The organism is Vibrio sp. TRT 2004 (assembly GCF_050113735.1).
Classification (GTDB): Bacteria; Pseudomonadota; Gammaproteobacteria; order Enterobacterales; family Vibrionaceae; genus Vibrio.
Window position 1 is genome coordinate 24503 of sequence record NZ_JBNJOH010000025.1, and the last position, 21704, is coordinate 46206.

Consider the following 21704-nt stretch of genomic DNA (forward strand, 5'->3'; position numbering starts at 1 on the left):
AATGATTGGTCTAATCGGTCGTAAAGTGGGCATGACCCGCGTATTTACTGAAGAAGGCGTTTCTATCCCAGTAACAGTTGTTGAGGTTGAAGCTAACCGTGTTTCTCAAGTTAAAACTCTTGAGACAGATGGCTACGCAGCAATCCAGGTTACTACTGGTGCTAAGAAAGCTAACCGCGTAACTAAACCAGAAGCAGGTCACTTTGCTAAAGCAGGTGTTGAAGCTGGTCGTGGTCTTTGGGAATTCCGTTTGGAAAACGGTGAAGAGTTTGCAGTTGGCGCTGAGCTAACAGTTGAACTATTCAACGATACTAAGAAAGTAGACGTTACTGGTACATCTAAAGGTAAAGGTTTCCAAGGCGCTGTTAAGCGTTGGAACTTCCGCACTCAAGATGCTACTCACGGTAACTCATTGTCTCACCGTGCTCCTGGTTCTATCGGTCAATGTCAGACTCCAGGTCGCGTATTTAAAGGCAAGAAAATGGCAGGTCACATGGGTGCTGAGCGTGTAACGACTCAAAACCTAGAGATCGTACGTGTTGACGCTGAGCGCAACCTGCTTCTTATTAAAGGTGCAGTCCCAGGCGCAACTGGCGGCAACGTGATCGTTAAACCAGCTGTTAAAGCATAACGTCTCAGGAGTAAGTAATGGAACTAATGGTTAAAGGTGCTGATGCACTAACTGTTTCCGAAACTACTTTCGGACGTGAGTTTAACGAAGCTCTTGTACACCAAGTAGTTGTTGCATACGCAGCAGGTGCTCGTCAAGGTACACGTGCTCAGAAAACACGTTCTGAAGTATCTGGCGGTGGCGCTAAGCCATGGCGTCAAAAAGGTACTGGCCGTGCTCGTGCTGGTACAATTCGTAGCCCAATCTGGCGTACAGGTGGTGTTACTTTTGCTGCGAAACCACAAGATCACAGCCAAAAAGTAAACAAAAAAATGTACCGTGGTGCTATGAAGAGCATTCTTTCTGAGCTAGTTCGTCAAGAGCGTCTAATCGTTGTTGATAACTTCTCAGTAGAAGCACCAAAAACTAAAGAGCTTGTAGCTAAGCTGAAAGAGCTTGAGCTAACAGACGCTCTAATCGTGACTAGCGAAGTAGATGAAAATCTATTCCTAGCTGCTCGTAACCTATACAAAGTTGACGCACGTGACGTAGCTGGTATCGACCCAGTGTCTCTAATCGCGTTCGACAAAGTTGTAATGACTGCAGACGCAGTTAAGCAAGTTGAGGAGATGCTAGCATGATCACTGAAGAGCGTATCCTAAAAGTTCTACGTGCACCGCACATCTCTGAAAAAGCAACTATGGCAGCTGAGAAAGCGAACACTATCGTTTTCAAAGTAGCTAAAGATGCAACTAAAAAAGAGATCAAAGCAGCTGTAGAAAAGCTATTTGAAGTTGAAGTTAAGTCTGTAAATACTCTTATCAATAAGGGTAAGACCAAACGTCAAGGTCTACGCCAAGGTCGCCGCAGCGACGTTAAGAAAGCGTACGTTACTTTGAAAGAAGGTCAAGATCTTGACTTCGTTGGCGGCGCGGAATAACAGGAGTAGTTGAGAAATGGCTATTGTTAAATGTAAGCCGACTTCCCCTGGTCGTCGTCACGTTGTTAAAGTTGTTAACGCTGACCTACACAAGGGCAAGCCATACGCACCTCTTCTAGAGAAAAACTCTAAGAATGGTGGTCGTAACAACAACGGTCGTATTACAGTACGTCACATCGGCGGTGGTCACAAGCACCACTACCGTGTAATTGACTTCAAACGTACTAAAGACGGTATCCCAGCGAAAGTTGAGCGTCTAGAATACGATCCAAACCGTAGCGCTAACATCGCTCTAGTTCTGTACGCAGACGGTGAGCGTCGTTACATCCTAGCACCTAAAGGTGTTCAAGCTGGTGATGCTATCCAGTCTGGTGTTGATGCACCAATCAAAGCTGGTAACACTCTACCAATGCGTAACATCCCAGTAGGTTCAACTGTACACAACGTTGAACTAAAACCTGGTAAAGGTGGTCAGCTAGCTCGTTCGGCTGGTGCATATGCTCAAATCGTTGCTCGCGACGGTGCATACGTAACTATCCGTCTACGTTCTGGCGAAATGCGCAAAGTACTATCTGAAGGCCGTGCAACAATCGGTGAAGTTGGTAACTCTGAGCACATGCTACGTGAACTTGGTAAAGCTGGTGCTAACCGCTGGCGCGGTGTTCGTCCAACCGTTCGTGGTGTTGTGATGAACCCAGTAGACCACCCACACGGTGGTGGTGAAGGCCGTACTTCTGGTGGTCGTCACCCAGTTTCACCATGGGGTCAGCCAACTAAAGGCTTCAAGACTCGTAAGAACAAACGCACTGACAAGTACATCGTACGTCGTCGTAACAAGTAATCTATTTAAAGAGGAATCGCCATGCCACGTTCTCTCAAGAAAGGTCCATTTATTGACCTACACTTGCTGAAGAAGGTAGAGAAAGCGGTGGAAAGCGGAGACAAAAAGCCTATTAAGACTTGGTCCCGTCGTTCAATGATCATCCCTACGATGATCGGTTTGACCATCGCTGTCCATAATGGTCGTCAGCACGTACCAGTATTCGTAACCGAAGAAATGATCGGTCACAAACTGGGTGAATTCGCACCAACACGTACTTACCGCGGCCATGTCGTGGATAAGAAAGCTAAGAAGCGTTAAGGAGTAGATGATGGAAGCACTAGCTAAACATAACTTTGCTCGCATTTCGCCTCAGAAAGCTCGCTTAGTTGCGGACCAAATTCGTGGAAAATCTGTAGACCAGGCTCTAGAAATCCTGACTTTCAGCAACAAAAAAGCTGCTGAACTGATCAAGAAAGTTCTTGAGTCAGCTATCGCTAACGCGGAGCACAATGAAGGCGCAGATATTGACGATCTAAATGTCGCAAAAATCTTCGTAGATGAAGGCCCAATCATGAAGCGTATTATGCCTCGTGCTAAAGGTCGTGCGGATCGTATCTTGAAGCGTTCAAGCCACATCACTGTTGTTGTAGCAGATCGCTAAGAGACTAGGAGAGTAAGCAATGGGTCAAAAAGTACATCCTAATGGTATTCGTTTAGGCATCGTTAAGCCTTGGAATGCTACATGGTTTGCTAACACCAAAGAATTCGCTGACAACCTAGACGGCGACTTCAAGGTACGTCAGTTCCTTACAAGTGAACTGAAAAAAGCATCACTTTCACGCATCGTTATCGAGCGTCCTGCTAAGAGCATCCGTGTGACTATTCACACTGCTCGTCCAGGCGTAGTAATCGGTAAGAAAGGTGAAGACGTAGAAAAACTACGTGCAGCTGTAGCTAAAATCGCAGGTGTACCAGCGCAAATTAACATCGCTGAAGTACGTAAACCTGAGTTAGATGCACAGCTTGTTGGTGATAGCATCGCGTCTCAGCTAGAGCGTCGTGTTATGTTCCGTCGTGCTATGAAGCGCGCGGTACAAAACGCTATGCGTCTAGGCGCTAAAGGCATCAAAGTAGAAGTAAGCGGTCGTCTAGGCGGCGCTGAAATTGCACGTTCTGAGTGGTACCGTGAAGGTCGTGTACCTCTACACACTCTACGTGCTGACATTGATTACGCAACTTCTTCGGCTCACACCCAATACGGTGTGATCGGCATTAAAGTTTGGATCTTCAAAGGTGAGATTCTAGGCGGTATGCCAGCAGCTAACGCTGTAGAGCCTAAAGGCGATAAGCCTAAGAAGCAGCGCAAAGGCCGTAAGTAAGGAGTCGACAGATGCTACAACCTAAACGTACTAAGTTCCGTAAGGTTCAGACTGGTCGTAACCGTGGTCTAGCTAAAGGTACTGATGTAAGCTTCGGCGAATTCGGTCTTAAAGCTGTAGGCCGTGGTCGTCTAACTGCTCGTCAAATCGAAGCGGCACGTCGTGCAATGACACGTCACGTTAAGCGTCAAGGTAAAATCTGGATCCGTGTGTTCCCAGACAAACCTATCACAGAAAAACCACTTGAAGTTCGTCAAGGTAAGGGTAAAGGTAACGTTGAGTACTGGGTAGCCCAAATCCAACCTGGTAAGGTTATGTACGAAATGGGTGGTGTACCTGAAGAATTGGCTCGTGAAGCGTTCCGTCTAGCGGCTCGCAAACTGCCATTCAAAACTACATTTGTAACTAAGCAGGTGATGTGATGAAAGCACAAGATCTACGCGAGAAAAGCGTTGAAGAGCTTAACGCTGAGCTATTGAATTTGCTACGCGAACAGTTCAACTTGCGCATGCAAGCTGCAACTGGTCAGCTACAGCAAACTCATACTCTGAAAGCTGTACGCCGTGATATCGCACGTGTGAAAACTGTTTTGACTGAGAAGGCAGGCGCATAATGAGCGAAGTAAAACGTACTCAACAAGGTCGTGTAGTTAGCGACAAGATGGACAAGTCTATCGTTGTTGCTATCGAACGCATGGTTAAACACCCAATTTACGGTAAATTCGTAAAGCGTACGACTAAAGTACACGCACATGACGAAAACAACGAATGTGGCCTAGGCGACAAAGTTGAAATCGCAGAGTGTCGTCCACTGTCTAAGACTAAGTCTTGGACTTTGGTAAAAGTTCTAGAAAAAGTGAAAGGTTAATCCTTAGCTAATTCTATGAAATTAAACGGCTCCAAAATTATTTTGGGGCCGTTTATTTTTTGACTACCCAATCACAAAAAAGGGTGGTACAATTCGCGTCCCTTTTAAAGAGGCAGCCCGACCCGTGATGGGTCTAGTTATTAATATTTAGCGGAGCACTAACAATGATCCAAATGCAAAGTACACTTGACGCAGCTGATAACTCTGGCGCGCGCAAGGTAATGTGTATTAAGGTCCTGGGTGGCTCACACCGCCGTTATGCACATATCGGTGACGTCATCAAAGTTACTGTGAAGGAAGCTATTCCTCGCGGTAAAGTTAAGAAAGGTGATGTTCTGAAGGCGGTTGTCGTGCGCACTCGCAAAGGCGTTCGTCGTCCAGACGGTTCTGTCATTCGCTTCGACCGTAATGCTTGTGTATTGCTTAATGACAATACTGAGCAACCTATCGGTACACGTATCTTTGGCCCTGTGACACGTGAGCTTCGTGGCGATAAGTTCATGAAGATCGTTTCACTGGCTCCAGAAGTTCTGTAAGGAGCACGTAGAAATGGCAGCTAAAATCCGTCGTAATGACGAAGTAATCGTTCTTGCTGGTAAAGACAAAGGCAAGAAAGGTAAAGTAACTAAGGTTCTAGCAACTGGTAAAGTTATCGTTGAAGGTATCAACCTTGTTAAGAAGCACCAAAAGCCGGTTCCGGCTCTAGGTCAACAAGGTGGCATCGTTGAACAAGAAGCAGCTATTGATGCTTCTAACGTTGCAATCTTTAACGCAGCTACTGGTAAAGCTGACCGTATCGGTTTCCGTTTTGAAGATGGTAAGAAAGTTCGTTTCTTTAAATCTAACAACGAAATCGTTTCTAACTAATAGAAGTAATTTGGAGTTCTACTATGGCGAAACTGCATGATTACTACAAGTCGTCTGTAGTCGCTGAACTGACCAAACAGTTTAGCTACACAAGCGTCATGCAAGTCCCTAGAATCGAGAAAATCACCCTAAACATGGGTGTTGGTGAAGCAATCAACGATAAGAAACTGCTAGAAAACGCAGCTGCTGATATGGCAACGATCTCTGGTCAAAAGCCACTTATCACTAAAGCGCGTAAATCTGTTGCAGGTTTCAAAATCCGTGAAGGCTACCCTATCGGTTGTAAAGTAACCTTGCGTGGCGAACGTATGTGGGATTTTCTTGAGCGTTTAATTTCAATCGCTCTTCCACGTGTACGTGACTTCCGTGGCGTTAGCGCTAAGTCTTTTGACGGACGCGGTAACTACAGCATGGGCGTTCGCGAGCAAATCATCTTCCCGGAAATCGACTTTGATAAAGTTGATCGAGTACGCGGTCTAGACATCACTATTACGACGTCTGCTGGTACTGATGAGGAAGGCCGTGCTCTGCTGGCTGCCTTTAACTTCCCATTCCGTAAGTAAGGTGAAGGGTTACTGTTATGGCTAAAAATTCAATGAAAGCACGTGAAGCAAAACGTGCGAAGCTTGTAGCTAAGTTCGCTGAAAAGCGTGCAGCGCTTAAAGCTATCATTAGCGATGTAAACGCATCAGAAGAAGATCGTTGGAATGCGGTTCTTAAACTGCAATCTCTTCCACGTGATTCAAGTGCATCACGTCAGCGCAACCGTTGCAACCAAACTGGTCGTCCACACGGTTACCTACGTAAGTTCGGTCTAAGCCGTATTAAGGTTCGTGAAGCTTGCATGAAAGGCGAGATTCCGGGTCTTCGTAAGGCTAGCTGGTAATTGCCACTTAATCATTTGGAGTAAATCATATGAGCATGCAAGATCCGATTTCGGATATGCTGACCCGCGTTCGTAACGGTCAGGCAGCAAACAAAGTTGCTGTTAAAATGCCTTCTTCAAAGCTTAAAGTTGCAATTGCTGCACTACTAAAAGCTGAAGGTTACATCACTGATTTCGCTGTTGAAGGCGAAGTTAAACCTGAGCTTGAAGTTACTCTTAAGTACTTCCAAGCTAAACCAGTAATCGAGCAACTTAAACGTGTTTCTCGTCCAGGTCTACGTGTTTACAAGAAGAAAGATGAACTTCCTTCTGTAATGGGTGGTCTTGGTGTTGCTATCGTTTCAACTTCCAAGGGTCTTATGTCAGACCGTGCTGCACGTAAAGCAGGTCTTGGTGGTGAAATCATCTGCTACGTAGCGTAATAGGAGTAGAATATGTCTCGTGTTGCAAAGGCACCTGTCGCTATTCCAGCTGGCGTAGAGGTGAAACTAAACGGCCAAGAAATCACTGTAAAAGGTGCTAAAGGCGAACTATCTCGCGTTCTTAACGACGCAGTAGTTGTAGCTCAGGAAGAAAACAATCTTACTTTCGGTCCACGCGAAGGTGTAGTTAACGCATGGGCTCAAGCAGGTACTGCTCGCGCTCTAGTTAACAACATGGTTGTTGGCGTTACTGAAGGCTTTACTAAGAAGCTTACCCTTAAGGGTGTTGGTTACCGTGCTGCTATCAAAGGCAACGCTGTAGGTCTAACTCTAGGCTTCTCTCACCCTGTTGAGCATGAATTGCCAGAGGGTATTAAAGCTGAGTGTCCAAGCCAAACTGAAATCGTGATCACTGGTTGTGACAAACAACTTGTTGGTCAGGTTGCGGCTGACATTCGTTCTTACCGTGAGCCTGAACCTTACAAAGGTAAAGGTGTTCGTTACGCAGATGAAAATGTGCGTACTAAAGAAGCTAAGAAGAAGTAAGGTAACACTATGGATAAGAAAGCATCTCGCATCCGTCGTGCTACACGCGCACGTCGTAAGATTGCAGAACTGGGTGCAACTCGCCTAGTAGTACACCGTACTCCTCGTCACGTGTACGCTCAGGTTATTGCAGCTAACGGCTCTGAGGTTATCGCAGCAGCTTCTACTGTAGAAAAAGCGATCCGTGAGCAAGTTAAGAACACTGGTAACATCGATGCAGCTAAAGCAGTAGGTAAAGCTGTTGCTGAGCGCGCTCTTGAAAAAGGCGTAGAAGCAGTTGCATTTGATCGTTCTGGTTTCCAATACCACGGTCGAGTGGCGGCGCTAGCAGAATCTGCTCGCGAAGCTGGTCTGAAATTCTAAGGTAGGGTTGGAAGATGGCTAAAGAACAACAAGTTCAAGCGAATGATTTGCAAGAAAAGCTAATCGCAGTTAACCGCGTTTCTAAAACGGTTAAAGGTGGTCGAATCATGAGCTTTACTGCGCTAACAGTAGTTGGTGACGGTAACGGTCGTGTAGGTTTCGGTTACGGCAAAGCTCGTGAAGTACCTGCAGCGATCCAAAAAGCAATGGAAAAAGCTCGTCGTAACATGACTACGGTCGCGCTTAACGAAGGTACCCTTCACCACCCAGTGAAAGGTCGCCATTCGGGCTCTAAAGTTTACATGCAGCCTGCTGCTGAAGGTACTGGTGTTATCGCAGGTGGTGCGATGCGTGCAGTACTAGAAGTTGCTGGTGTACACAACGTTCTATCTAAAGCATACGGTTCTACGAACCCTATCAACATCGTTCGTGCTACGATCGATGCACTAGGTAGCATGAAGTCACCAGAGATGGTTGCTGCTAAACGTGGTCTAACTGTTGAATCTATTTCGGAGTAAGAACACCATGGCAACTATTAAAGTAACTCAAACTAAAAGCTCAATTGGTCGTCTACCTAAGCACAAAGCTACGCTTCGTGGTCTAGGTCTTCGTAAAATCAACCACACAGTAGAACTTGAAGATACTCCGTGCGTACGCGGTATGATCAACAAGGTTTACTACATGGTTAAAGTTGAGGAGTAATCAGAATGCGTTTGAATACTCTATCACCAGCTGCTGGTGCTAAGACTACTGCTAAACGTGTAGGTCGTGGTATCGGTTCTGGCCTAGGTAAAACTGGTGGCCGCGGCCACAAAGGTCAAAAGTCACGCTCTGGCGGCACTGTTCGTCCAGGTTTTGAAGGCGGTCAGATGCCTCTAAAACAACGTCTACCAAAATTCGGTTTCACTTCTCGTAAGAGCCTAGTGTCTGCTGAAGTTCGTCTAGCTGAGCTAGCGAAAGTAACTGGTGACGTAGTAGATCTAAACAGCCTTAAAGCTGCTAACGTTATCACTAAGAACATCGAATTCGTAAAAGTTGTTCTATCTGGTGAAATTAACAAAGCAGTGACTGTTAAAGGTCTACGTGTGACTAAAGGCGCTAAAGCTGCAATCGAAGCTGCAGGCGGTAAAATCGAGGAATAATCTCGAGGAACGAGGTACAGATGGCTAAGAAACCAGGACAAGATTTTCGTAGTGCTCAGAGCGGCTTAAGTGAACTAAAGTCGCGCTTATTATTCGTAATTGGTGCACTTTTAGTATTCCGAGCCGGCTCTTTCGTGCCGATTCCTGGTATTGACGCTGCTGTACTTGCCGATTTGTTCGAACAGCAAAAAGGTACCATCGTAGAAATGTTTAACATGTTCTCCGGTGGTGCTCTTGAGCGTGCATCTATATTAGCGTTGGGCATCATGCCGTATATTTCGGCATCTATTGTTGTCCAACTGCTAACTGTAGTTCATCCAGCGTTAGCTGAACTCAAAAAAGAGGGTGAAGCAGGCCGTCGTAAGATCAGCCAATACACACGCTACGGCACGCTTGTACTTGCAACATTCCAGGCTATAGGTATCGCAACAGGCCTACCGAACATGGTCGATAATCTGGTTGTTATCAACCAAACCATGTTTACGCTTATTGCTACCGTAAGTTTAGTAACCGGCACCATGTTCCTAATGTGGTTAGGTGAACAAATTACTGAGCGTGGAATTGGTAACGGTATTTCGTTACTTATCTTTGCAGGTATTGTTGCTGGATTGCCTTCTGCAATCGGTCAAACAATCGAGCAAGCGCGTCAAGGTGAATTGCATGTACTTCTTCTGTTGTTGATTGCTGTACTTGCTTTTGCAGTTATCTACTTCGTTGTTTTCATGGAGCGTGGTCAACGTCGAATCGTTGTAAACTACGCGAAGCGTCAACAAGGTCGTAAGGTATTTGCTGCACAAAGCACTCACTTGCCACTTAAAATTAATATGGCAGGTGTTATTCCAGCAATCTTTGCGTCAAGCATTATCCTGTTCCCAGGAACACTGGCTCAGTGGTTTGGTCAGAATGGTGAGAGCAGCGCGTTCGGTTGGTTAACTGACGTGTCTTTGGCTCTTAGCCCAGGTCAGCCTCTGTATGTAATGCTTTATGCAGCAGCGATAATTTTCTTCTGTTTCTTCTACACGGCGTTGGTATTCAACCCGCGTGAAACAGCAGATAACTTGAAGAAGTCAGGTGCATTCGTACCCGGCATCCGCCCAGGTGAGCAGACAGCTAAGTATATTGATAAAGTAATGACGCGTTTAACCCTTGCTGGTGCGCTTTACATTACCTTTATCTGTCTGATTCCGGAGTTCATGATGGTCGCGTGGAACGTACGTTTCTACTTCGGCGGTACATCGCTACTTATCGTAGTTGTTGTAATTATGGACTTTATGGCACAGGTACAGACTCATCTGATGTCTCAACAGTATGATTCTGTGTTGAAAAAGGCAAACCTAAAAGGCTACGGCCGTTAATTTAGGTTTCATTTACGGAGTTTAGCAATGAAAGTTCGTGCTTCCGTTAAAAAAATCTGCCGTAACTGTAAAGTTATCAAGCGTAACGGTGTCGTTCGCGTGATTTGCAGTGAGCCAAAGCACAAGCAGCGCCAAGGCTAATTAGCAGAAATTTTTACTTGAAATATAAGGTAGTGTCGAGTATATTCCTCGGCCTACCTTTTGCGTGCAAAAGAAGTAGTATTCCGCAGCGTATCCGAAACGGGCTTTGCTGCGGCTAATTCTTTTATGAAACACTAGGAGTGAATAATGGCCCGTATTGCAGGCATTAACATTCCTGATCAAAAACATGCTGTAATCGCACTAACTGCGATCTACGGCATCGGTAAGACTCGCTCTCAAGCTATCCTAGCTGAAGTGGGCATTGCTGAAGATGTTAAGATCAGTGAACTAACTGAAGAGCAGATCGATCAACTGCGTGATGGTGTAGCTAAGTACACTGTAGAAGGTGATCTACGTCGTGAAGTATCAATGAACATCAAGCGTCTTATGGACCTTGGCTGTTACCGTGGTCTTCGTCATCGTCGCAGTCTACCACTACGTGGACAGCGTACTAAAACCAATGCTCGCACCCGTAAGGGTCCGCGTAAGCCGATCAAGAAATAATCGGGAAGGTAGAGTACAATGGCTAAACAACCAACTCGCGCTCGTAAGCGCGTACGCAAGCAAGTTGCAGATGGCGTTGCGCACATCCATGCTTCTTTCAATAACACAATCGTAACTATTACTGACCGTCAAGGTAACGCTCTAGCATGGGCTACTGCAGGTGGTTCAGGTTTCCGTGGTTCTCGTAAGTCTACTCCGTTCGCTGCACAGGTTGCTGCTGAGCGTTGTGCTGAAATGGCTAAAGAGTACGGTCTAAAGAACTTGGAAGTTATGGTTAAGGGTCCAGGTCCAGGTCGTGAATCTACTGTTCGCGCACTGAACGCTGCTGGTTTCCGCATCACAAACATCGTTGATGCTACACCAATCCCTCATAACGGTTGTCGTCCACCTAAGAAACGTCGTGTATAACGTTTTTTAGATTACTGGAGAAAGATCATGGCAAGATATTTGGGTCCTAAGCTGAAGCTTAGCCGTCGCGAAGGTACTGACTTATTCCTTAAGTCTGGTGTACGCGCGATCGATACCAAGTGTAAAATTGATAACGCACCAGGTGTACACGGCGCTCGTCGCGGTCGTCTATCTGAGTATGGCGTTCAGCTTCGTGAGAAGCAAAAAGTTCGTCGTATGTACGGCGTTCTAGAAAAACAATTCCGTAACTACTACAAAGAAGCTGCTCGCCTAAAAGGCAACACTGGTGAAAACCTACTTCAGCTTCTTGAAGGTCGTCTTGATAACGTAGTTTACCGCATGGGCTTTGGTGCAACTCGCGCAGAAGCACGTCAGCTAGTTAGCCACAAAGCTATCCTAGTTAACGGTAAAGTTGTAAACGTTCCTTCTTTCAATGTTGCGGCTAATGACGTTGTTTCTATCCGCGAGAAAGCTAAACAGCAATCTCGTATCAAGGCTGCTCTAGAAGTTGCTGAACAACGTGAAAAACCAACTTGGATTGAAGTAGATGGTGGTAAGATGGAAGGTACGTTCAAGCGTCTGCCTGAGCGTTCAGATCTATCTGCTGACATCAACGAACAATTGATCGTCGAGCTTTACTCTAAGTAAGGTTTAAACTAAAGAGAGGACACAATGCAGGGTTCTGTAACAGAATTTCTTAAGCCACGTCTTGTTGACATCGAACAGGTTAGCACGACTCACGCAAAAGTAACTCTTGAGCCATTAGAGCGTGGTTTTGGCCATACTCTTGGTAATGCACTTCGCCGTATTCTTCTATCTTCTATGCCAGGTTGTGCTGTAACAGAAGTAGAAATCGAAGGCGTACTTCATGAGTACAGCACTAAAGAAGGCGTTCAAGAAGATATTCTTGAAATCCTACTTAACCTTAAAGGTCTTGCTGTACGCGTTGCCGAAGGCAAAGATGAAGTGTTCATTACTTTGAACAAATCAGGCTCGGGCCCTGTGGTTGCAGGTGACATCACCCATGATGGTGATGTAGAGATCGCTAACCCTGAACACGTAATTTGTCACCTAACAGATGACAACGCTGAGATCGCTATGCGTATCAAAGTTGAACGTGGTCGTGGTTATGTTCCAGCTTCGGCTCGTATCCATACTGAAGAAGATGAGCGTCCTATTGGTCGCCTACTGGTTGACGCTACGTACAGCCCAGTAGACAAGATTGCTTACTCTGTTGAAGCAGCTCGTGTAGAGCAGCGTACAGACTTAGACAAGCTTGTTATCGATATGGAAACGAACGGTACTCTAGACCCTGAGGAAGCAATCCGTCGAGCAGCTACTATCCTAGCTGAACAATTGGATGCGTTCGTAGATCTTCGTGATGTACGTGTACCTGAGGAGAAGGAAGAGAAGCCAGAATTCGATCCGATCCTACTGCGTCCTGTAGACGATCTTGAACTAACAGTTCGCTCTGCTAACTGTCTGAAAGCAGAAGCGATTCACTACATCGGTGATCTTGTACAGCGTACTGAGGTTGAGCTACTTAAAACGCCTAACCTTGGTAAAAAATCTCTTACTGAGATTAAAGACGTACTTGCATCACGTGGTCTGTCTCTGGGCATGCGTCTAGAAAACTGGCCACCAGCGTCTATCGCTGAAGATTAATCGATAAAGTTAGAAGGATTAGGTCATGCGCCATCGTAAGAGTGGTCGTCAACTCAACCGCAACAGCTCACATCGTAAAGCGATGTTTAGCAACATGGCTAGCTCTCTAGTACGTCATGAAGTTATCAAGACTACACTGCCAAAAGCAAAAGAGCTACGTCGCGTAGTTGAGCCTTTGATTACACTAGCTAAGACTGACAGCGTTGCTAACCGTCGTCTAGCATTTGCACGTACTCGTGACAACGAAGTAGTTGCAAAACTATTTAACGAACTAGGTCCACGTTTCGCTGCTCGTCAGGGCGGTTACACTCGTATCCTAAAAGCTGGCTTCCGTGCTGGTGACAAAGCTCCAATGGCTTACATTGAGCTTGTTGATCGCCCAGCTGCTGAAGAAGCTGCTGAGTAATCAGGTTCGTACGAACAAAAAAGCCGAGCATATGCTCGGCTTTTTTGTTTCTGGCAGACACAAACGTATCGGATTTATTTTCTAATGGAATGTTTGTTGCCGAAAAGTGCTTGAGATAGTCGCCCAACTATCGCGGTATAAAAAAGATTGACCTAGTGTGCCAACCCTTCAAATTTATCGCTACTCGCTACTCGCTACTCGCTACTCGCTACTCGCTACTGCCAAACAGCCCCTAAGCTATCCAGCAGTCCATTACTTGCTCCTTGGCTCTGCAGTACGCTGATAATAATTGGAGCAAAGGTAGAGATGAGCGATGGGTCCATGCCTAATGCTGAGAATGCACTTTTAACTGTTTCATTATTGGCAATCATTGCTGTTAAGCCGCTTGATTGTAGAGAGTCAAAACCAGATATCAACCCCGCCATTTCATTGCTTTGACTGCTATTAAGCGAGTTTTGCGCCAGCGCTAACATTGAGCCTAGACCGCCAATGGCTTGTTCAGAAGAAATGTTGGCACTATTTTGCAGTGTAGAAACTAAATCGATGCTGCCTCTATTTTGTGAAGACCATGTCTGAACCGCGCCCATTAAAGCGGCATTTGCTAAGCTGCTGTAGGCATTATCACTGCCTGCGTTGGTGTTGCTACCTGATGTAGTTTGGCATCCCATTAACGCCATGCTCACGATCGCTACCAGTACAATTTTCTTATTCATCTTCTTTCCTTAATAAAACGAGATCATTGATAGATCTGTCGAATAAGTATCATACATAAAAAACGGCGACACAATGGCCGCCGTTTTGTTCGCTTTAATTTGCTGGAAATTAAAGGATATCTAGTAGTTCTACTTCAAATACTAGAGCTGCAAATGGTGGAATTGCAGCGCCAGCGCCACGTTCACCGTATGCAAGATCTTGTGGGATGTATAGTTTCCACTTAGAACCAACAGGCATCAGTTGTAGTGCTTCAACCCAACCCTTGATAACGCCAGTCACTGGGAACTCAGCTGGTTGACCGCGAGATACTGAGCTGTCGAAAACGGTACCGTCAGTTAGCTCACCGTGGTAGTGAACGCGAACTTGCTTGTCTGAAGTTGGGATTTCACCAGTACCTTCAGTGATCACTTCGTATTGAAGACCAGATTCAAGAACCGTTACTTCTGGACGTAGAGCGTTATCTTTTAGGAACGCTTCGCCGTCCGCAGCAGCTGCTTTTGCTGCTTCTTGGCGTGCAGCTTCAACACGAGTGTGTAGCTCTTGAAGAGCGTTGTTGATCTCGTCGATTTCGATAGCTGGTTGCTCACCAACTAGTGCTGTAGCGATACCGGCAGCGATGGCGTCAACGTTTAGACCTTCTAGACCAGAACCTGCAAGTTGCTGACCCATCTGTAGACCGATACCGTAGCTAGCTTTTTGCTCTACAGTGTCAAATTTAACTTCAGACATGATGTCTCTCTTTGTATGGTGTATAAAGCAGTAAAGGATACCAGCAATGGCGCTATGATGAAACGGTCGTTCCCATATAGTCTGTCGAGTAGGGGAATGTGAGATTAAGATCGACTTTCTATGACTTGATAGCAAGTTTTGACCCAGCGATTACTTTGTTGAGTGAAAATTCCTATACTCATGGGGGCTTGGTTTTTTATACTTAGAGCGAAACCCGTTTGGAGACAAGGTGCGATGAATCGCAGAAAAAAGAAAAAACAGCAGCAAGTTGATTACGTTGATGTAGTGAAGAAAAAGTTTAGTGCTATTGATTGGCTCAAACTAAAGGGTGCAGTCCTACAACGCTGGAACCTGCTTCCTAAACTTCACCAACGTGGTTTAATGATCTTAGTGCCTGTCTTGCTGGTTTTATTGGTGATTCCGTTACCCGATTCGACGGGTGGTACTGAATCACAAACCTCGCCAGTCCAACGAGTCGAGATTGACATTGATACACGTAGTTTGAGCGAGCAACAAAGCAGACAGCAGCAATCACTGGCTTCTGACACTTGGAAGGAGTATCAGGTTAAGAGTGGTGATACATTGGCTCAAGTGTTTCGCAGCAATGGTTTAGCAATGGCGGATCTCAACGCTTTAGTAAAAGTTGAAGGTGCGGACAAACCTCTAAGCCAAATTAAGCAAGGGCAACTTGTCCGCTTTAAGTTAGCGGAGAATGGGCAATTGGATATCCTTCAACTCGAAAAGAACAATCAGTCTGTTATGTTCTTCCGTCTTTCTGACGGTGGCTTTGGTCGCAGTAAGTAACTCATCCTTCCGTTTTTTATCAGTGTTTGCCACGGGACAAGGGGTAGCATAATCATGGTTATCCCTATCACTGTCAGCCAGTCTGGCACTTCGTCAAAATAAACCACGCCAATAATAACGACGAACACTAACCCTGAATTTTCTGCTACTGAAATCTGGCTTGCTTGCGCTCGTCGATAAGCCATGACCGCCAACCCGTTGTAACTCAAAATTAATCCAGCACTTACCAAAATCAGCATGATTTGCTGATAGGTTATCGGCGCACAGTAAATCAAGGCTAATACCGATGAGAGAGGCAGAGATAGCAACGATGTCCAAAATAACGTGCTGATGATGGTCTGTTCCGCCGGTAATTTACGCGCAGTGACGTTGAAGAGTGCCAGAGTTAACGTTGTTCCTAAAGCAAACGTCGCCGCCCAATGAAATTCTGAAGGCCTGAGAACCACTAATACGCCGACAAAACCGAACAGTGATGCGGCCGCACGCGTCCAAGCGATTTTCTCTCCTAGAAGCAATACAGCTAGCGGTAGCATCAATAAAGGGGCGGCATAAAAGACTGCGTTTGCCGTCGCTAGGGTCAGGTGAGTGATGGCAATGACCATGCATCCACTGCCAATCAATATCAGTTGTGCACGGAATAAGTTGAGACCTGGGCTATAGAGCTTTTTCTGAGTCGGCTTTTGTTGCCACCAAAAGGGAAAGATCACTAAAGTTGAAAGCAGTTGGCGAACGAAAACATACTGGAAGGTAGACACATCACCATCCAGTAATTTTACTGCGACATCAGACAAAGATGCCGCTAAGTTGCCTACGATAAGCAGGAGGATCGCGACATAGGTCGCTGAAGCTGCCACGTCTATTTGTCCAACTTCATATCAATATGTGGGATATCGTCCTCAAGATACATATCTGAGGTTTGGACAAAGCCATGTTGCTGATAAAAGTCAGCCAGATGCTCTTGTGCACCAATCTCTATTTTCTCTCCTGGCCACAAAGATTCACACCCAGTCAATGCTTGCTTGAGTAACTGATGGCCAAGCCCGCCACCTCTATGGCTTGCTAGGGTAGCAACACGTCCAATGCTGACACTTGGATAGCTTAATCCCTTCGGTATCAACCGAGCGCACGCAACCAACAGCCCATCTTTATAACCAAGTAGATGATATACACCCTCTTGATGATCTTTGTCATCCAGCTCGGGGTATGGGCATGTTTGCTCAACGACAAATACATCCACTCTGAGTTTAAGTAGTTGATAAAGCTGAGTGGTTGTCAGCTGTGAAAAGGGAATGAGTTGCCAAGTGACCATAGGTGTTTTGCCTTGTTGATATCTGTTAAGGCGAATGTAGCAACTCAATCGCTTGGCGACATTAACAATTGTTAATTTTGGTGGCGATTTTTGATACGACTCAAGCTGATTGGTGTGATGCCTAGGTAAGCAGCGACTTGATAGTCATTGAGCCGTTCAAGCAATTCGGGGTAATGCTGGCAGAAAAGTTGGTAACGTTCCTCCGGGCTGTAGAGCAGCATAAATCGTTCTTTGTTTTCTTTATACATTAACTGAGTTTCGAGCAGCTTTAGGTAAATGCTGTGTTTTTCATCTCGCCACTGACGGAGGGCGGCAATAGGGAGAGAAATCATGGTGCAGGGCGTAAGAGATTCGAGTAGATAAGGTGAGGCCTGCTGTTTGATTAGGCTTTCAAAACCGATAAGCCAGTCATTTTCCCAATAGAACTCTTTGCTGAACTCTTTGCCTTTTTCCGTCAAGTAACATGAATGACAGATACCTGATACGAGAAAATAGATCTCTTCTGCCACCTGCCCTTGATGTAGCAGGATATGACGGGTCGGCAGCTCAAGTTGTCGTGCTGACAGAGTCAGTTGATCAACTTCTTGGCTGGTAAATCCATTGTGGGTCAATTGCTGTCGAAAGTTTTCAAACATGGCGTGTTTATCTTTGAATGGGATAGGTAGAGATTCTAGCGCACTTCCCCAACTCGCTACCATTGACCTGTGATGAAAAAAAAGCCGCAACGAACAGTGCGGCTTTGTTTCAATGGAAAAGAGGGTTATTTCTGAAGGTCGATTTGATAAACCGCGAAACCTACATCATCAGTACCGATGCGTTTCATTGGATACTGGCCTTTTTCTTCGATGAACTTCGCCGCCTTATCACTTGGTGAAGTCTCAAAACGGATGTCCAGTTTCTTATCTGACTTAATTGGTGCAAATGACCAGTTGTTGTCTGCGCTTGGCGTGAATTCACCTTTTTCGTTGCTTACGCGAGTAATGTAAGCCGCGATTACTGAACGGTTTTCATCTGGTGAGTCAAACGCGACAAAATCAGAGCCTGTGCCAGGGAACTTATTGCTGTATGCACGGTAGTTGTTTGTCGCGATGATGAAGTCTTGCTTCATATCGATTGGCTTACCTTGATAAGTAAGATTAACAATACGTTCAGCACCTTCGTTGATCACCTTGCAGTCGCCGTCATATTTCGCCGGCTTAGTGACATCAATTTGATAGTTCAGGCCATCAATAACATCGAAGTTGTAGGTACGGAAGCCATCCCAGTCAATCAGACTTTGTGGCTCAGTGCTGTTGACATCAATTTGCTTAAACTGACCTGCTGTACACTCTAACCACTCTTTCACTTCAGTACCGGTTACTTTCATCGCCACGAGAGTGTTCGGGTATAGGTAAAGGTCTGCTGCGTTACGGAAAGTCAACTGACCAGATTCTACTTCAGTGAAGTTACCCGGATCATTTTTACGACCGCCAGCTTTAAATGGTGCAGCAGCAGAAAGAACAGGAATGTCTGCTAGGTCAGGATCGCCTTGGATAAAGCGCTCAACGTAATCTTTTTGTGCAAGGTTAACAATTTGTACTGTTGGATCGTCTTGTACTAATGCTAAGAAGCTGTACATCACGTCGTTAGCTTTACCGATTGGCTGGTTAACGAAATCGCGAGTCCCTTTGTGGTCAGCTTCAAGCGCTTTAACCATCTCAGCATCTGCTTCTGCAAGTGAAGTTTTTGTTTTCTTGTCGTAGATCGGACGAGCTTCAGTTTGGCCTTTTACAACCGTCCATTTACCGTCTTTTTCTTTCAGTTCAAGATCAATGACACCAACGTGGCTACCCCAGCGACCTGGCATAACTGCTGCTACACCATTGATGGTACCGTTTGTGTTATCAATACCTGGAATGTTATCGAAGCCTTTTCCTGGGAATACAGCATGAGAGTGACCAAAAGCAATCGCGTCGATACCATCTACTTGAGAAAGGTAGTACGTAGAGTTTTCTGCACCTACTTTATGTGGGTCTGAAGATACGCCAGAGTGCGGAATCGCAACGATGACGTCAGCACCTTCAGCTTTCATTTGAGGCACTAGCTTATCAGCCGTTTCTTTGATGTCTTTAGCGAAGACTTTGCCTTCTAGGTTTTTCTTATCCCACACCATGATTTGCGGTGGAACAAAACCGATGTAACCCACTTTGATTTGGTGTTCTACGCCATCAACGTCTTTAAATGTATGAGATTTAATGATGTATGGTTTGAAGTAATGCTCGCCAGTTTTCTTGTCGAATACGTTTGCGCTGACATAAGGGAAATCAGCGTCGTTGATAGTTTCTGCAAGGAACTCTAAACCGTAGTTAAACTCATGATTACCAATGTTACCCACATCGTAGTTCAACTGGTTCATCGCTTTGTATACTGGGTGTACCTCGCCTTTTTCAATGCCTTTCGCTGCCATATAGTCTCCCATAGGGCTGCCTTGAATTAGGTCACCATTATCAACAAGTACACTGTTTTCTACTTCGGCACGAGCTTGTTTAACCAGAGTAGCAGTGCGAGTAAGACCAATCTGTTGCGATGGCTTGTCTTTGTAGTAGTCATAGTCCATGACGTTAGTGTGAATATCAGTCGTTTCGACAATACGAAGTTTGATCGTATCTGCCATTACTGGACCAGCCATGGCCAACATACCACCAAGTACTGCAAGAGACAGGGGGTTCACTGCTGCTTTCATTTTTTAAGCTCCGATAGCGTTAAATAAGACCCGTCTAATTTAACAAAATGAAGTGAAACAATTGTTTCACTAGGTAATTAATTGTGATCTGGAGCAGTTATGTATTGGTGTTATGCAAAGAATCTCTCAAAATTCGATAAAGGGACTATAGTACGGTTTATCGTTCTTATCAGAAATTGATATAAAAAATGAAATTTTAGAATTTCAGGTAATAAAGATACAGATACATAATGCTTCCATAGACATTGAAGGATGACATTATGGCTCGCAAGGAAACCGTTTCTCAATTCCCTTTGAACGCTCAACGTGCACAGCGTAGCAATCAGATGGATTTAAATACTTTTGGTCGCAGCGTGCTCGGTAAAGGTGAAGTGGCACTTATCGGTGCAGGCCCTGGTGACGTAGAGTTGCTAACGCTGAAGGCAATGCGTTTCTTACAGCAAGCGGATGTCGTGCTATACGACTATCTTGTTTCTGAAGACATTATGTCTCTCCTTCCTAGTGACACGATTACGGTGTGTGTTGGTAAGCGCGCTGGCCACCATAGTGTCCCTCAAGAAAAAACCAATCAGCTATTGGTGGACTTTGCTAAACAAGGTCACCGTGTCGCTCGCATCAAGGGCGGTGATCCGTTTATTTTTGGCCGCGGTGGTGAAGAGCTTGAAGTATTGGCGGACGCTGGAGTTTCTTTTCATGTTGTTCCTGGTATTACCGCCGCAGCGGGTGCGACAGCTTATGCGGGCATACCGTTAACCCATAGAGATTACGCTCAATCAGCTATGTTTATAACCGGGCATTTGAAAGCAGAAAGTGACCAGATGGACTGGTCTACGTTGGCTCGCGGCAACCAAACGCTGGTGATCTATATGGGCTTAATGAAGTCTGAATATATTGAGCATCAGTTGATTGAGCACGGCCGTAGCCCTGAGACTCCAATCGCCATTATTGAGCGTGGGACTCAGTCAACCCAAAGAATATTCAAAGGTCAGCTATCTCAACTGGCTGAACTTGCAAAAGACGCGCAATCGCCGTCTCTCATCGTCATTGGTGAAGTGGTGTCACTGTCAGACAAGCTGGCGTGGTTCACTCCACAGCCTAGCGTACAACAGCGCCAATTCGCATAACTCATTATTTGATTAGTCAGAAGCTCGTATTGAGCCGTAAAGGAAGCACTAACATGGACCAAGAACGTTTAACCCACCTCAAGCAACTCGAAGCGGAGAGTATTCATATCATCCGTGAAGTGGCGGCTGAGTTTGATAACCCAGTGATGATGTACTCGATCGGTAAAGATTCGTCGGTAATGTTGCATCTCGCTCGCAAAGCTTTCTACCCAGGAAAGATCCCGTTCCCGCTGCTGCACGTGGATACCGACTGGAAATTTAAAGAGATGATTGAGTTTCGTGATCGTACGGCTGAAAAGTATGGTTTTGAGCTTTTGGTGCATAAGAACCCTGAAGGTTTAGCGATGGGATGTAGTCCGTTTACGCACGGCTCATCTAAGCATACCGATATTATGAAAACACAAGGCCTGAAACAGGCTCTGAATAAATATGGTTTTGATGCGGCTTTTGGTGGGGCTCGTCGAGATGAAGAGAAATCACGTGCTAAAGAGCGTGTCTATTCGTTCCGCGATAAGAACCACACTTGGGATCCAAAGAATCAACGTCCAGAGTTATGGCGTACTTACAACGGTCAGATCAACAAAGGTGAAAGCATTCGTGTCTTCCCGCTATCGAACTGGACTGAACTGGATATCTGGCAATACATCTACTTGGAGAACATCGACATTGTTCCGCTGTATCTAGCAGAAAAGCGTCCTGTTGTTGAGCGTGATGGCATGCTGATCATGGTGGATGATGATCGTATGAAGTTAGAGCCGGGAGAAGTGATTGAAGAGAAGAGCGTACGTTTCCGTACTCTTGGCTGCTACCCGCTTACGGGGGCGATTGAGTCAGATGCGAATACGTTAACTGGCATTATCGAAGAGATGTTGGTGGCAACATCGAGTGAACGTCAAGGCCGCGCGATCGACCACGATCAGTCTGGATCGATGGAACTGAAAAAACGTCAAGGCTACTTCTAATTTAGGATCTAAGGAA

The 21704-nt window shown here is 45.6% G+C and carries 36 protein-coding genes; 30 read left to right on the forward strand and 6 right to left on the reverse strand.

Going from position 1 to position 21704, the window contains the following annotated elements; translation table 11 throughout:
- Window position 1 precedes the first annotated feature (1 nt).
- From rplC to rplQ, 27 genes are all read left to right on the forward strand, one after another.
- A complete protein-coding gene (rplC, locus tag ACQEXR_RS11545; RefSeq protein ID WP_138972777.1) occupies window positions 2-631 on the forward strand; it encodes a 50S ribosomal protein L3 in 630 nt (209 codons plus the stop codon).
- A 17-nt stretch (window positions 632-648) separates the two neighbouring features.
- Window positions 649-1251, forward strand: a complete 603-nt coding sequence (gene rplD, locus ACQEXR_RS11550) for a 50S ribosomal protein L4 (protein WP_138972778.1) — start codon at window positions 649-651, stop codon at window positions 1249-1251.
- Window positions 1248-1550 (forward strand): 50S ribosomal protein L23, encoded by a 303-nt coding sequence (gene rplW / locus ACQEXR_RS11555; protein ID WP_093278415.1) that lies wholly within the window; start codon window positions 1248-1250, stop codon window positions 1548-1550. Before rplD ends, rplW begins: the two co-directional genes overlap by 4 nt.
- Window positions 1551-1566: 16 nt before the next feature.
- On the forward strand, window positions 1567-2391 hold the full coding sequence (gene rplB, locus ACQEXR_RS11560) for a 50S ribosomal protein L2 (RefSeq protein WP_138972779.1): 825 nt from the start codon (window positions 1567-1569) through the stop codon (window positions 2389-2391).
- A 21-nt stretch (window positions 2392-2412) separates the two neighbouring features.
- Window positions 2413-2691 (forward strand): 30S ribosomal protein S19, encoded by a 279-nt coding sequence (gene rpsS, locus ACQEXR_RS11565; protein ID WP_004745876.1) that lies wholly within the window; start codon window positions 2413-2415, stop codon window positions 2689-2691.
- Between the two features lie 10 nt (window positions 2692-2701).
- Window positions 2702-3034 (forward strand): 50S ribosomal protein L22, encoded by a 333-nt coding sequence (gene rplV / locus ACQEXR_RS11570; protein WP_004410462.1) that lies wholly within the window; start codon window positions 2702-2704, stop codon window positions 3032-3034.
- Window positions 3035-3053: 19 nt separating this feature from the next.
- On the forward strand, window positions 3054-3752 hold the full coding sequence (gene rpsC, locus ACQEXR_RS11575; protein WP_114787361.1) for a 30S ribosomal protein S3: 699 nt from the start codon (window positions 3054-3056) through the stop codon (window positions 3750-3752).
- Between the two features lie 11 nt (window positions 3753-3763).
- Entirely contained in the window at window positions 3764-4174 is a 411-nt protein-coding gene (gene rplP / locus ACQEXR_RS11580) for a 50S ribosomal protein L16 (RefSeq protein ID WP_005379577.1), read from the forward strand.
- Window positions 4174-4365, forward strand: a complete 192-nt coding sequence (gene rpmC, locus ACQEXR_RS11585; RefSeq protein WP_004410456.1) for a 50S ribosomal protein L29 — start codon at window positions 4174-4176, stop codon at window positions 4363-4365. Before rplP ends, rpmC begins: the two co-directional genes overlap by 1 nt.
- On the forward strand, window positions 4365-4619 hold the full coding sequence (gene rpsQ, locus ACQEXR_RS11590) for a 30S ribosomal protein S17 (protein ID WP_138972780.1): 255 nt from the start codon (window positions 4365-4367) through the stop codon (window positions 4617-4619). Before rpmC ends, rpsQ begins: the two co-directional genes overlap by 1 nt.
- Before the next feature lie 164 nt (window positions 4620-4783).
- A complete protein-coding gene (gene rplN, locus ACQEXR_RS11595) occupies window positions 4784-5155 on the forward strand; it encodes a 50S ribosomal protein L14 (protein WP_004745883.1) in 372 nt (123 codons plus the stop codon).
- A gap of 13 nt (window positions 5156-5168) precedes the next feature.
- Complete coding sequence (gene rplX / locus ACQEXR_RS11600) at window positions 5169-5486, forward strand: 50S ribosomal protein L24 (RefSeq protein ID WP_004745885.1); 318 nt, start codon at window positions 5169-5171, stop codon at window positions 5484-5486.
- A gap of 23 nt (window positions 5487-5509) precedes the next feature.
- A complete protein-coding gene (gene rplE, locus ACQEXR_RS11605; protein WP_005450569.1) occupies window positions 5510-6049 on the forward strand; it encodes a 50S ribosomal protein L5 in 540 nt (179 codons plus the stop codon).
- A gap of 17 nt (window positions 6050-6066) precedes the next feature.
- On the forward strand, window positions 6067-6372 hold the full coding sequence (rpsN, locus tag ACQEXR_RS11610) for a 30S ribosomal protein S14 (RefSeq protein ID WP_006963211.1): 306 nt from the start codon (window positions 6067-6069) through the stop codon (window positions 6370-6372).
- A gap of 29 nt (window positions 6373-6401) precedes the next feature.
- On the forward strand, window positions 6402-6794 hold the full coding sequence (gene rpsH, locus ACQEXR_RS11615) for a 30S ribosomal protein S8 (protein WP_006878391.1): 393 nt from the start codon (window positions 6402-6404) through the stop codon (window positions 6792-6794).
- A 12-nt stretch (window positions 6795-6806) separates the two neighbouring features.
- The gene (gene rplF, locus ACQEXR_RS11620) at window positions 6807-7340 is read left to right on the forward strand and encodes a 50S ribosomal protein L6 (protein WP_269377108.1); all 534 of its coding nucleotides are present in this window, start codon (window positions 6807-6809) and stop codon (window positions 7338-7340) included.
- Between the two features lie 9 nt (window positions 7341-7349).
- Window positions 7350-7703, forward strand: coding sequence for a 50S ribosomal protein L18 (rplR, locus tag ACQEXR_RS11625; protein WP_038175185.1), 354 nt, complete (start codon window positions 7350-7352; stop codon window positions 7701-7703).
- Window positions 7704-7717: 14 nt separating this feature from the next.
- A complete protein-coding gene (rpsE, locus tag ACQEXR_RS11630; protein ID WP_138972783.1) occupies window positions 7718-8221 on the forward strand; it encodes a 30S ribosomal protein S5 in 504 nt (167 codons plus the stop codon).
- A 7-nt stretch (window positions 8222-8228) separates the two neighbouring features.
- Window positions 8229-8405, forward strand: coding sequence for a 50S ribosomal protein L30 (gene rpmD, locus ACQEXR_RS11635; RefSeq protein WP_000201159.1), 177 nt, complete (start codon window positions 8229-8231; stop codon window positions 8403-8405).
- A gap of 5 nt (window positions 8406-8410) precedes the next feature.
- On the forward strand, window positions 8411-8845 hold the full coding sequence (gene rplO, locus ACQEXR_RS11640; protein WP_138972784.1) for a 50S ribosomal protein L15: 435 nt from the start codon (window positions 8411-8413) through the stop codon (window positions 8843-8845).
- A 20-nt stretch (window positions 8846-8865) separates the two neighbouring features.
- Entirely contained in the window at window positions 8866-10200 is a 1335-nt protein-coding gene (gene secY, locus ACQEXR_RS11645) for a preprotein translocase subunit SecY (RefSeq protein WP_004410423.1), read from the forward strand.
- A 27-nt stretch (window positions 10201-10227) separates the two neighbouring features.
- On the forward strand, window positions 10228-10341 hold the full coding sequence (rpmJ, locus tag ACQEXR_RS11650) for a 50S ribosomal protein L36 (protein ID WP_000868186.1): 114 nt from the start codon (window positions 10228-10230) through the stop codon (window positions 10339-10341).
- 147 nt (window positions 10342-10488) lie between these two features.
- The gene (rpsM, locus tag ACQEXR_RS11655; protein ID WP_005450559.1) at window positions 10489-10845 is read left to right on the forward strand and encodes a 30S ribosomal protein S13; all 357 of its coding nucleotides are present in this window, start codon (window positions 10489-10491) and stop codon (window positions 10843-10845) included.
- An 18-nt stretch (window positions 10846-10863) separates the two neighbouring features.
- Window positions 10864-11253, forward strand: coding sequence for a 30S ribosomal protein S11 (rpsK, locus tag ACQEXR_RS11660; protein ID WP_001118870.1), 390 nt, complete (start codon window positions 10864-10866; stop codon window positions 11251-11253).
- A gap of 27 nt (window positions 11254-11280) precedes the next feature.
- On the forward strand, window positions 11281-11901 hold the full coding sequence (gene rpsD / locus ACQEXR_RS11665) for a 30S ribosomal protein S4 (protein WP_138972785.1): 621 nt from the start codon (window positions 11281-11283) through the stop codon (window positions 11899-11901).
- Between the two features lie 24 nt (window positions 11902-11925).
- A complete protein-coding gene (locus ACQEXR_RS11670) occupies window positions 11926-12918 on the forward strand; it encodes a DNA-directed RNA polymerase subunit alpha (RefSeq protein WP_004410407.1) in 993 nt (330 codons plus the stop codon).
- 25 nt (window positions 12919-12943) lie between these two features.
- Window positions 12944-13324 carry a 50S ribosomal protein L17 gene (rplQ, locus tag ACQEXR_RS11675; RefSeq protein ID WP_005383141.1) on the forward strand — a complete coding sequence of 127 codons (381 nt, stop codon included), beginning with the start codon at window positions 12944-12946 and terminating at the stop codon, window positions 13322-13324.
- 215 nt (window positions 13325-13539) lie between these two features.
- On the opposite strand, the gene ACQEXR_RS11680 is transcribed toward rplQ, so the two are convergent.
- Window positions 13540-14037 carry a DUF2780 domain-containing protein gene (locus ACQEXR_RS11680; protein ID WP_427020377.1) on the reverse strand — a complete coding sequence of 166 codons (498 nt, stop codon included), beginning with the start codon at window positions 14035-14037 and terminating at the stop codon, window positions 13540-13542.
- A 109-nt stretch (window positions 14038-14146) separates the two neighbouring features.
- Window positions 14147-14767 (reverse strand): FKBP-type peptidyl-prolyl cis-trans isomerase, encoded by a 621-nt coding sequence (locus tag ACQEXR_RS11685; protein ID WP_138972788.1) that lies wholly within the window; start codon window positions 14765-14767, stop codon window positions 14147-14149.
- A 234-nt stretch (window positions 14768-15001) separates the two neighbouring features.
- Between ACQEXR_RS11685 and ACQEXR_RS11690 the strand changes: the two genes are divergently transcribed.
- Window positions 15002-15571 carry a LysM-like peptidoglycan-binding domain-containing protein gene (locus ACQEXR_RS11690; RefSeq protein ID WP_427020378.1) on the forward strand — a complete coding sequence of 190 codons (570 nt, stop codon included), beginning with the start codon at window positions 15002-15004 and terminating at the stop codon, window positions 15569-15571.
- Here ACQEXR_RS11690 and ACQEXR_RS11695 read toward each other — a convergent pair.
- The 4 genes from ACQEXR_RS11695 to cpdB form a co-directional block, all read right to left on the reverse strand.
- Window positions 15517-16425 carry a DMT family transporter gene (locus ACQEXR_RS11695; protein WP_427020379.1) on the reverse strand — a complete coding sequence of 303 codons (909 nt, stop codon included), beginning with the start codon at window positions 16423-16425 and terminating at the stop codon, window positions 15517-15519. The genes ACQEXR_RS11690 and ACQEXR_RS11695 overlap by 55 nt on opposite strands.
- 2 nt (window positions 16426-16427) lie before the next feature.
- Window positions 16428-16880, reverse strand: a complete 453-nt coding sequence (locus ACQEXR_RS11700) for a GNAT family N-acetyltransferase (protein ID WP_427020380.1) — start codon at window positions 16878-16880, stop codon at window positions 16428-16430.
- 71 nt (window positions 16881-16951) lie between these two features.
- Window positions 16952-17515 carry a Crp/Fnr family transcriptional regulator gene (locus ACQEXR_RS11705; protein WP_427020387.1) on the reverse strand — a complete coding sequence of 188 codons (564 nt, stop codon included), beginning with the start codon at window positions 17513-17515 and terminating at the stop codon, window positions 16952-16954.
- Window positions 17516-17640: 125 nt separating this feature from the next.
- Entirely contained in the window at window positions 17641-19602 is a 1962-nt protein-coding gene (cpdB, locus tag ACQEXR_RS11710) for a 2',3'-cyclic-nucleotide 2'-phosphodiesterase (RefSeq protein ID WP_138972792.1), read from the reverse strand.
- 260 nt (window positions 19603-19862) lie between these two features.
- Between cpdB and cobA the strand changes: the two genes are divergently transcribed.
- Window positions 19863-20726, forward strand: coding sequence for a uroporphyrinogen-III C-methyltransferase (cobA, locus tag ACQEXR_RS11715; protein ID WP_426952962.1), 864 nt, complete (start codon window positions 19863-19865; stop codon window positions 20724-20726).
- 29 nt (window positions 20727-20755) lie between these two features.
- A complete protein-coding gene (gene cysD, locus ACQEXR_RS11720) occupies window positions 20756-21688 on the forward strand; it encodes a sulfate adenylyltransferase subunit CysD (RefSeq protein WP_276608347.1) in 933 nt (310 codons plus the stop codon).
- Window positions 21689-21704 lie beyond the last annotated feature (16 nt).

Coding starts and splice junctions, on each gene's coding strand:
- rplC (WP_138972777.1), top strand. CDS start 2: ATGATTGGTCTAATCGGTCGTAAAGTGGGCATGACCCGCGTATTTACT.
- rplD (WP_138972778.1), top strand. CDS start 649: ATGGAACTAATGGTTAAAGGTGCTGATGCACTAACTGTTTCCGAAACT.
- rplW (WP_093278415.1), top strand. CDS start 1,248: ATGATCACTGAAGAGCGTATCCTAAAAGTTCTACGTGCACCGCACATC.
- rplB (WP_138972779.1), top strand. CDS start 1,567: ATGGCTATTGTTAAATGTAAGCCGACTTCCCCTGGTCGTCGTCACGTT.
- rpsS (WP_004745876.1), top strand. CDS start 2,413: ATGCCACGTTCTCTCAAGAAAGGTCCATTTATTGACCTACACTTGCTG.
- rplV (WP_004410462.1), top strand. CDS start 2,702: ATGGAAGCACTAGCTAAACATAACTTTGCTCGCATTTCGCCTCAGAAA.
- rpsC (WP_114787361.1), top strand. CDS start 3,054: ATGGGTCAAAAAGTACATCCTAATGGTATTCGTTTAGGCATCGTTAAG.
- rplP (WP_005379577.1), top strand. CDS start 3,764: ATGCTACAACCTAAACGTACTAAGTTCCGTAAGGTTCAGACTGGTCGT.
- rpmC (WP_004410456.1), top strand. CDS start 4,174: ATGAAAGCACAAGATCTACGCGAGAAAAGCGTTGAAGAGCTTAACGCT.
- rpsQ (WP_138972780.1), top strand. CDS start 4,365: ATGAGCGAAGTAAAACGTACTCAACAAGGTCGTGTAGTTAGCGACAAG.
- rplN (WP_004745883.1), top strand. CDS start 4,784: ATGATCCAAATGCAAAGTACACTTGACGCAGCTGATAACTCTGGCGCG.
- rplX (WP_004745885.1), top strand. CDS start 5,169: ATGGCAGCTAAAATCCGTCGTAATGACGAAGTAATCGTTCTTGCTGGT.
- rplE (WP_005450569.1), top strand. CDS start 5,510: ATGGCGAAACTGCATGATTACTACAAGTCGTCTGTAGTCGCTGAACTG.
- rpsN (WP_006963211.1), top strand. CDS start 6,067: ATGGCTAAAAATTCAATGAAAGCACGTGAAGCAAAACGTGCGAAGCTT.
- rpsH (WP_006878391.1), top strand. CDS start 6,402: ATGAGCATGCAAGATCCGATTTCGGATATGCTGACCCGCGTTCGTAAC.
- rplF (WP_269377108.1), top strand. CDS start 6,807: ATGTCTCGTGTTGCAAAGGCACCTGTCGCTATTCCAGCTGGCGTAGAG.
- rplR (WP_038175185.1), top strand. CDS start 7,350: ATGGATAAGAAAGCATCTCGCATCCGTCGTGCTACACGCGCACGTCGT.
- rpsE (WP_138972783.1), top strand. CDS start 7,718: ATGGCTAAAGAACAACAAGTTCAAGCGAATGATTTGCAAGAAAAGCTA.
- rpmD (WP_000201159.1), top strand. CDS start 8,229: ATGGCAACTATTAAAGTAACTCAAACTAAAAGCTCAATTGGTCGTCTA.
- rplO (WP_138972784.1), top strand. CDS start 8,411: ATGCGTTTGAATACTCTATCACCAGCTGCTGGTGCTAAGACTACTGCT.
- secY (WP_004410423.1), top strand. CDS start 8,866: ATGGCTAAGAAACCAGGACAAGATTTTCGTAGTGCTCAGAGCGGCTTA.
- rpmJ (WP_000868186.1), top strand. CDS start 10,228: ATGAAAGTTCGTGCTTCCGTTAAAAAAATCTGCCGTAACTGTAAAGTT.
- rpsM (WP_005450559.1), top strand. CDS start 10,489: ATGGCCCGTATTGCAGGCATTAACATTCCTGATCAAAAACATGCTGTA.
- rpsK (WP_001118870.1), top strand. CDS start 10,864: ATGGCTAAACAACCAACTCGCGCTCGTAAGCGCGTACGCAAGCAAGTT.
- rpsD (WP_138972785.1), top strand. CDS start 11,281: ATGGCAAGATATTTGGGTCCTAAGCTGAAGCTTAGCCGTCGCGAAGGT.
- ACQEXR_RS11670 (WP_004410407.1), top strand. CDS start 11,926: ATGCAGGGTTCTGTAACAGAATTTCTTAAGCCACGTCTTGTTGACATC.
- rplQ (WP_005383141.1), top strand. CDS start 12,944: ATGCGCCATCGTAAGAGTGGTCGTCAACTCAACCGCAACAGCTCACAT.
- ACQEXR_RS11680 (WP_427020377.1), bottom strand. CDS start 14,037: ATGAATAAGAAAATTGTACTGGTAGCGATCGTGAGCATGGCGTTAATG.
- ACQEXR_RS11685 (WP_138972788.1), bottom strand. CDS start 14,767: ATGTCTGAAGTTAAATTTGACACTGTAGAGCAAAAAGCTAGCTACGGT.
- ACQEXR_RS11690 (WP_427020378.1), top strand. CDS start 15,002: ATGAATCGCAGAAAAAAGAAAAAACAGCAGCAAGTTGATTACGTTGAT.
- ACQEXR_RS11700 (WP_427020380.1), bottom strand. CDS start 16,880: ATGGTCACTTGGCAACTCATTCCCTTTTCACAGCTGACAACCACTCAG.
- ACQEXR_RS11705 (WP_427020387.1), bottom strand. CDS start 17,515: ATGTTTGAAAACTTTCGACAGCAATTGACCCACAATGGATTTACCAGC.
- cpdB (WP_138972792.1), bottom strand. CDS start 19,602: ATGAAAGCAGCAGTGAACCCCCTGTCTCTTGCAGTACTTGGTGGTATG.
- cobA (WP_426952962.1), top strand. CDS start 19,863: ATGGCTCGCAAGGAAACCGTTTCTCAATTCCCTTTGAACGCTCAACGT.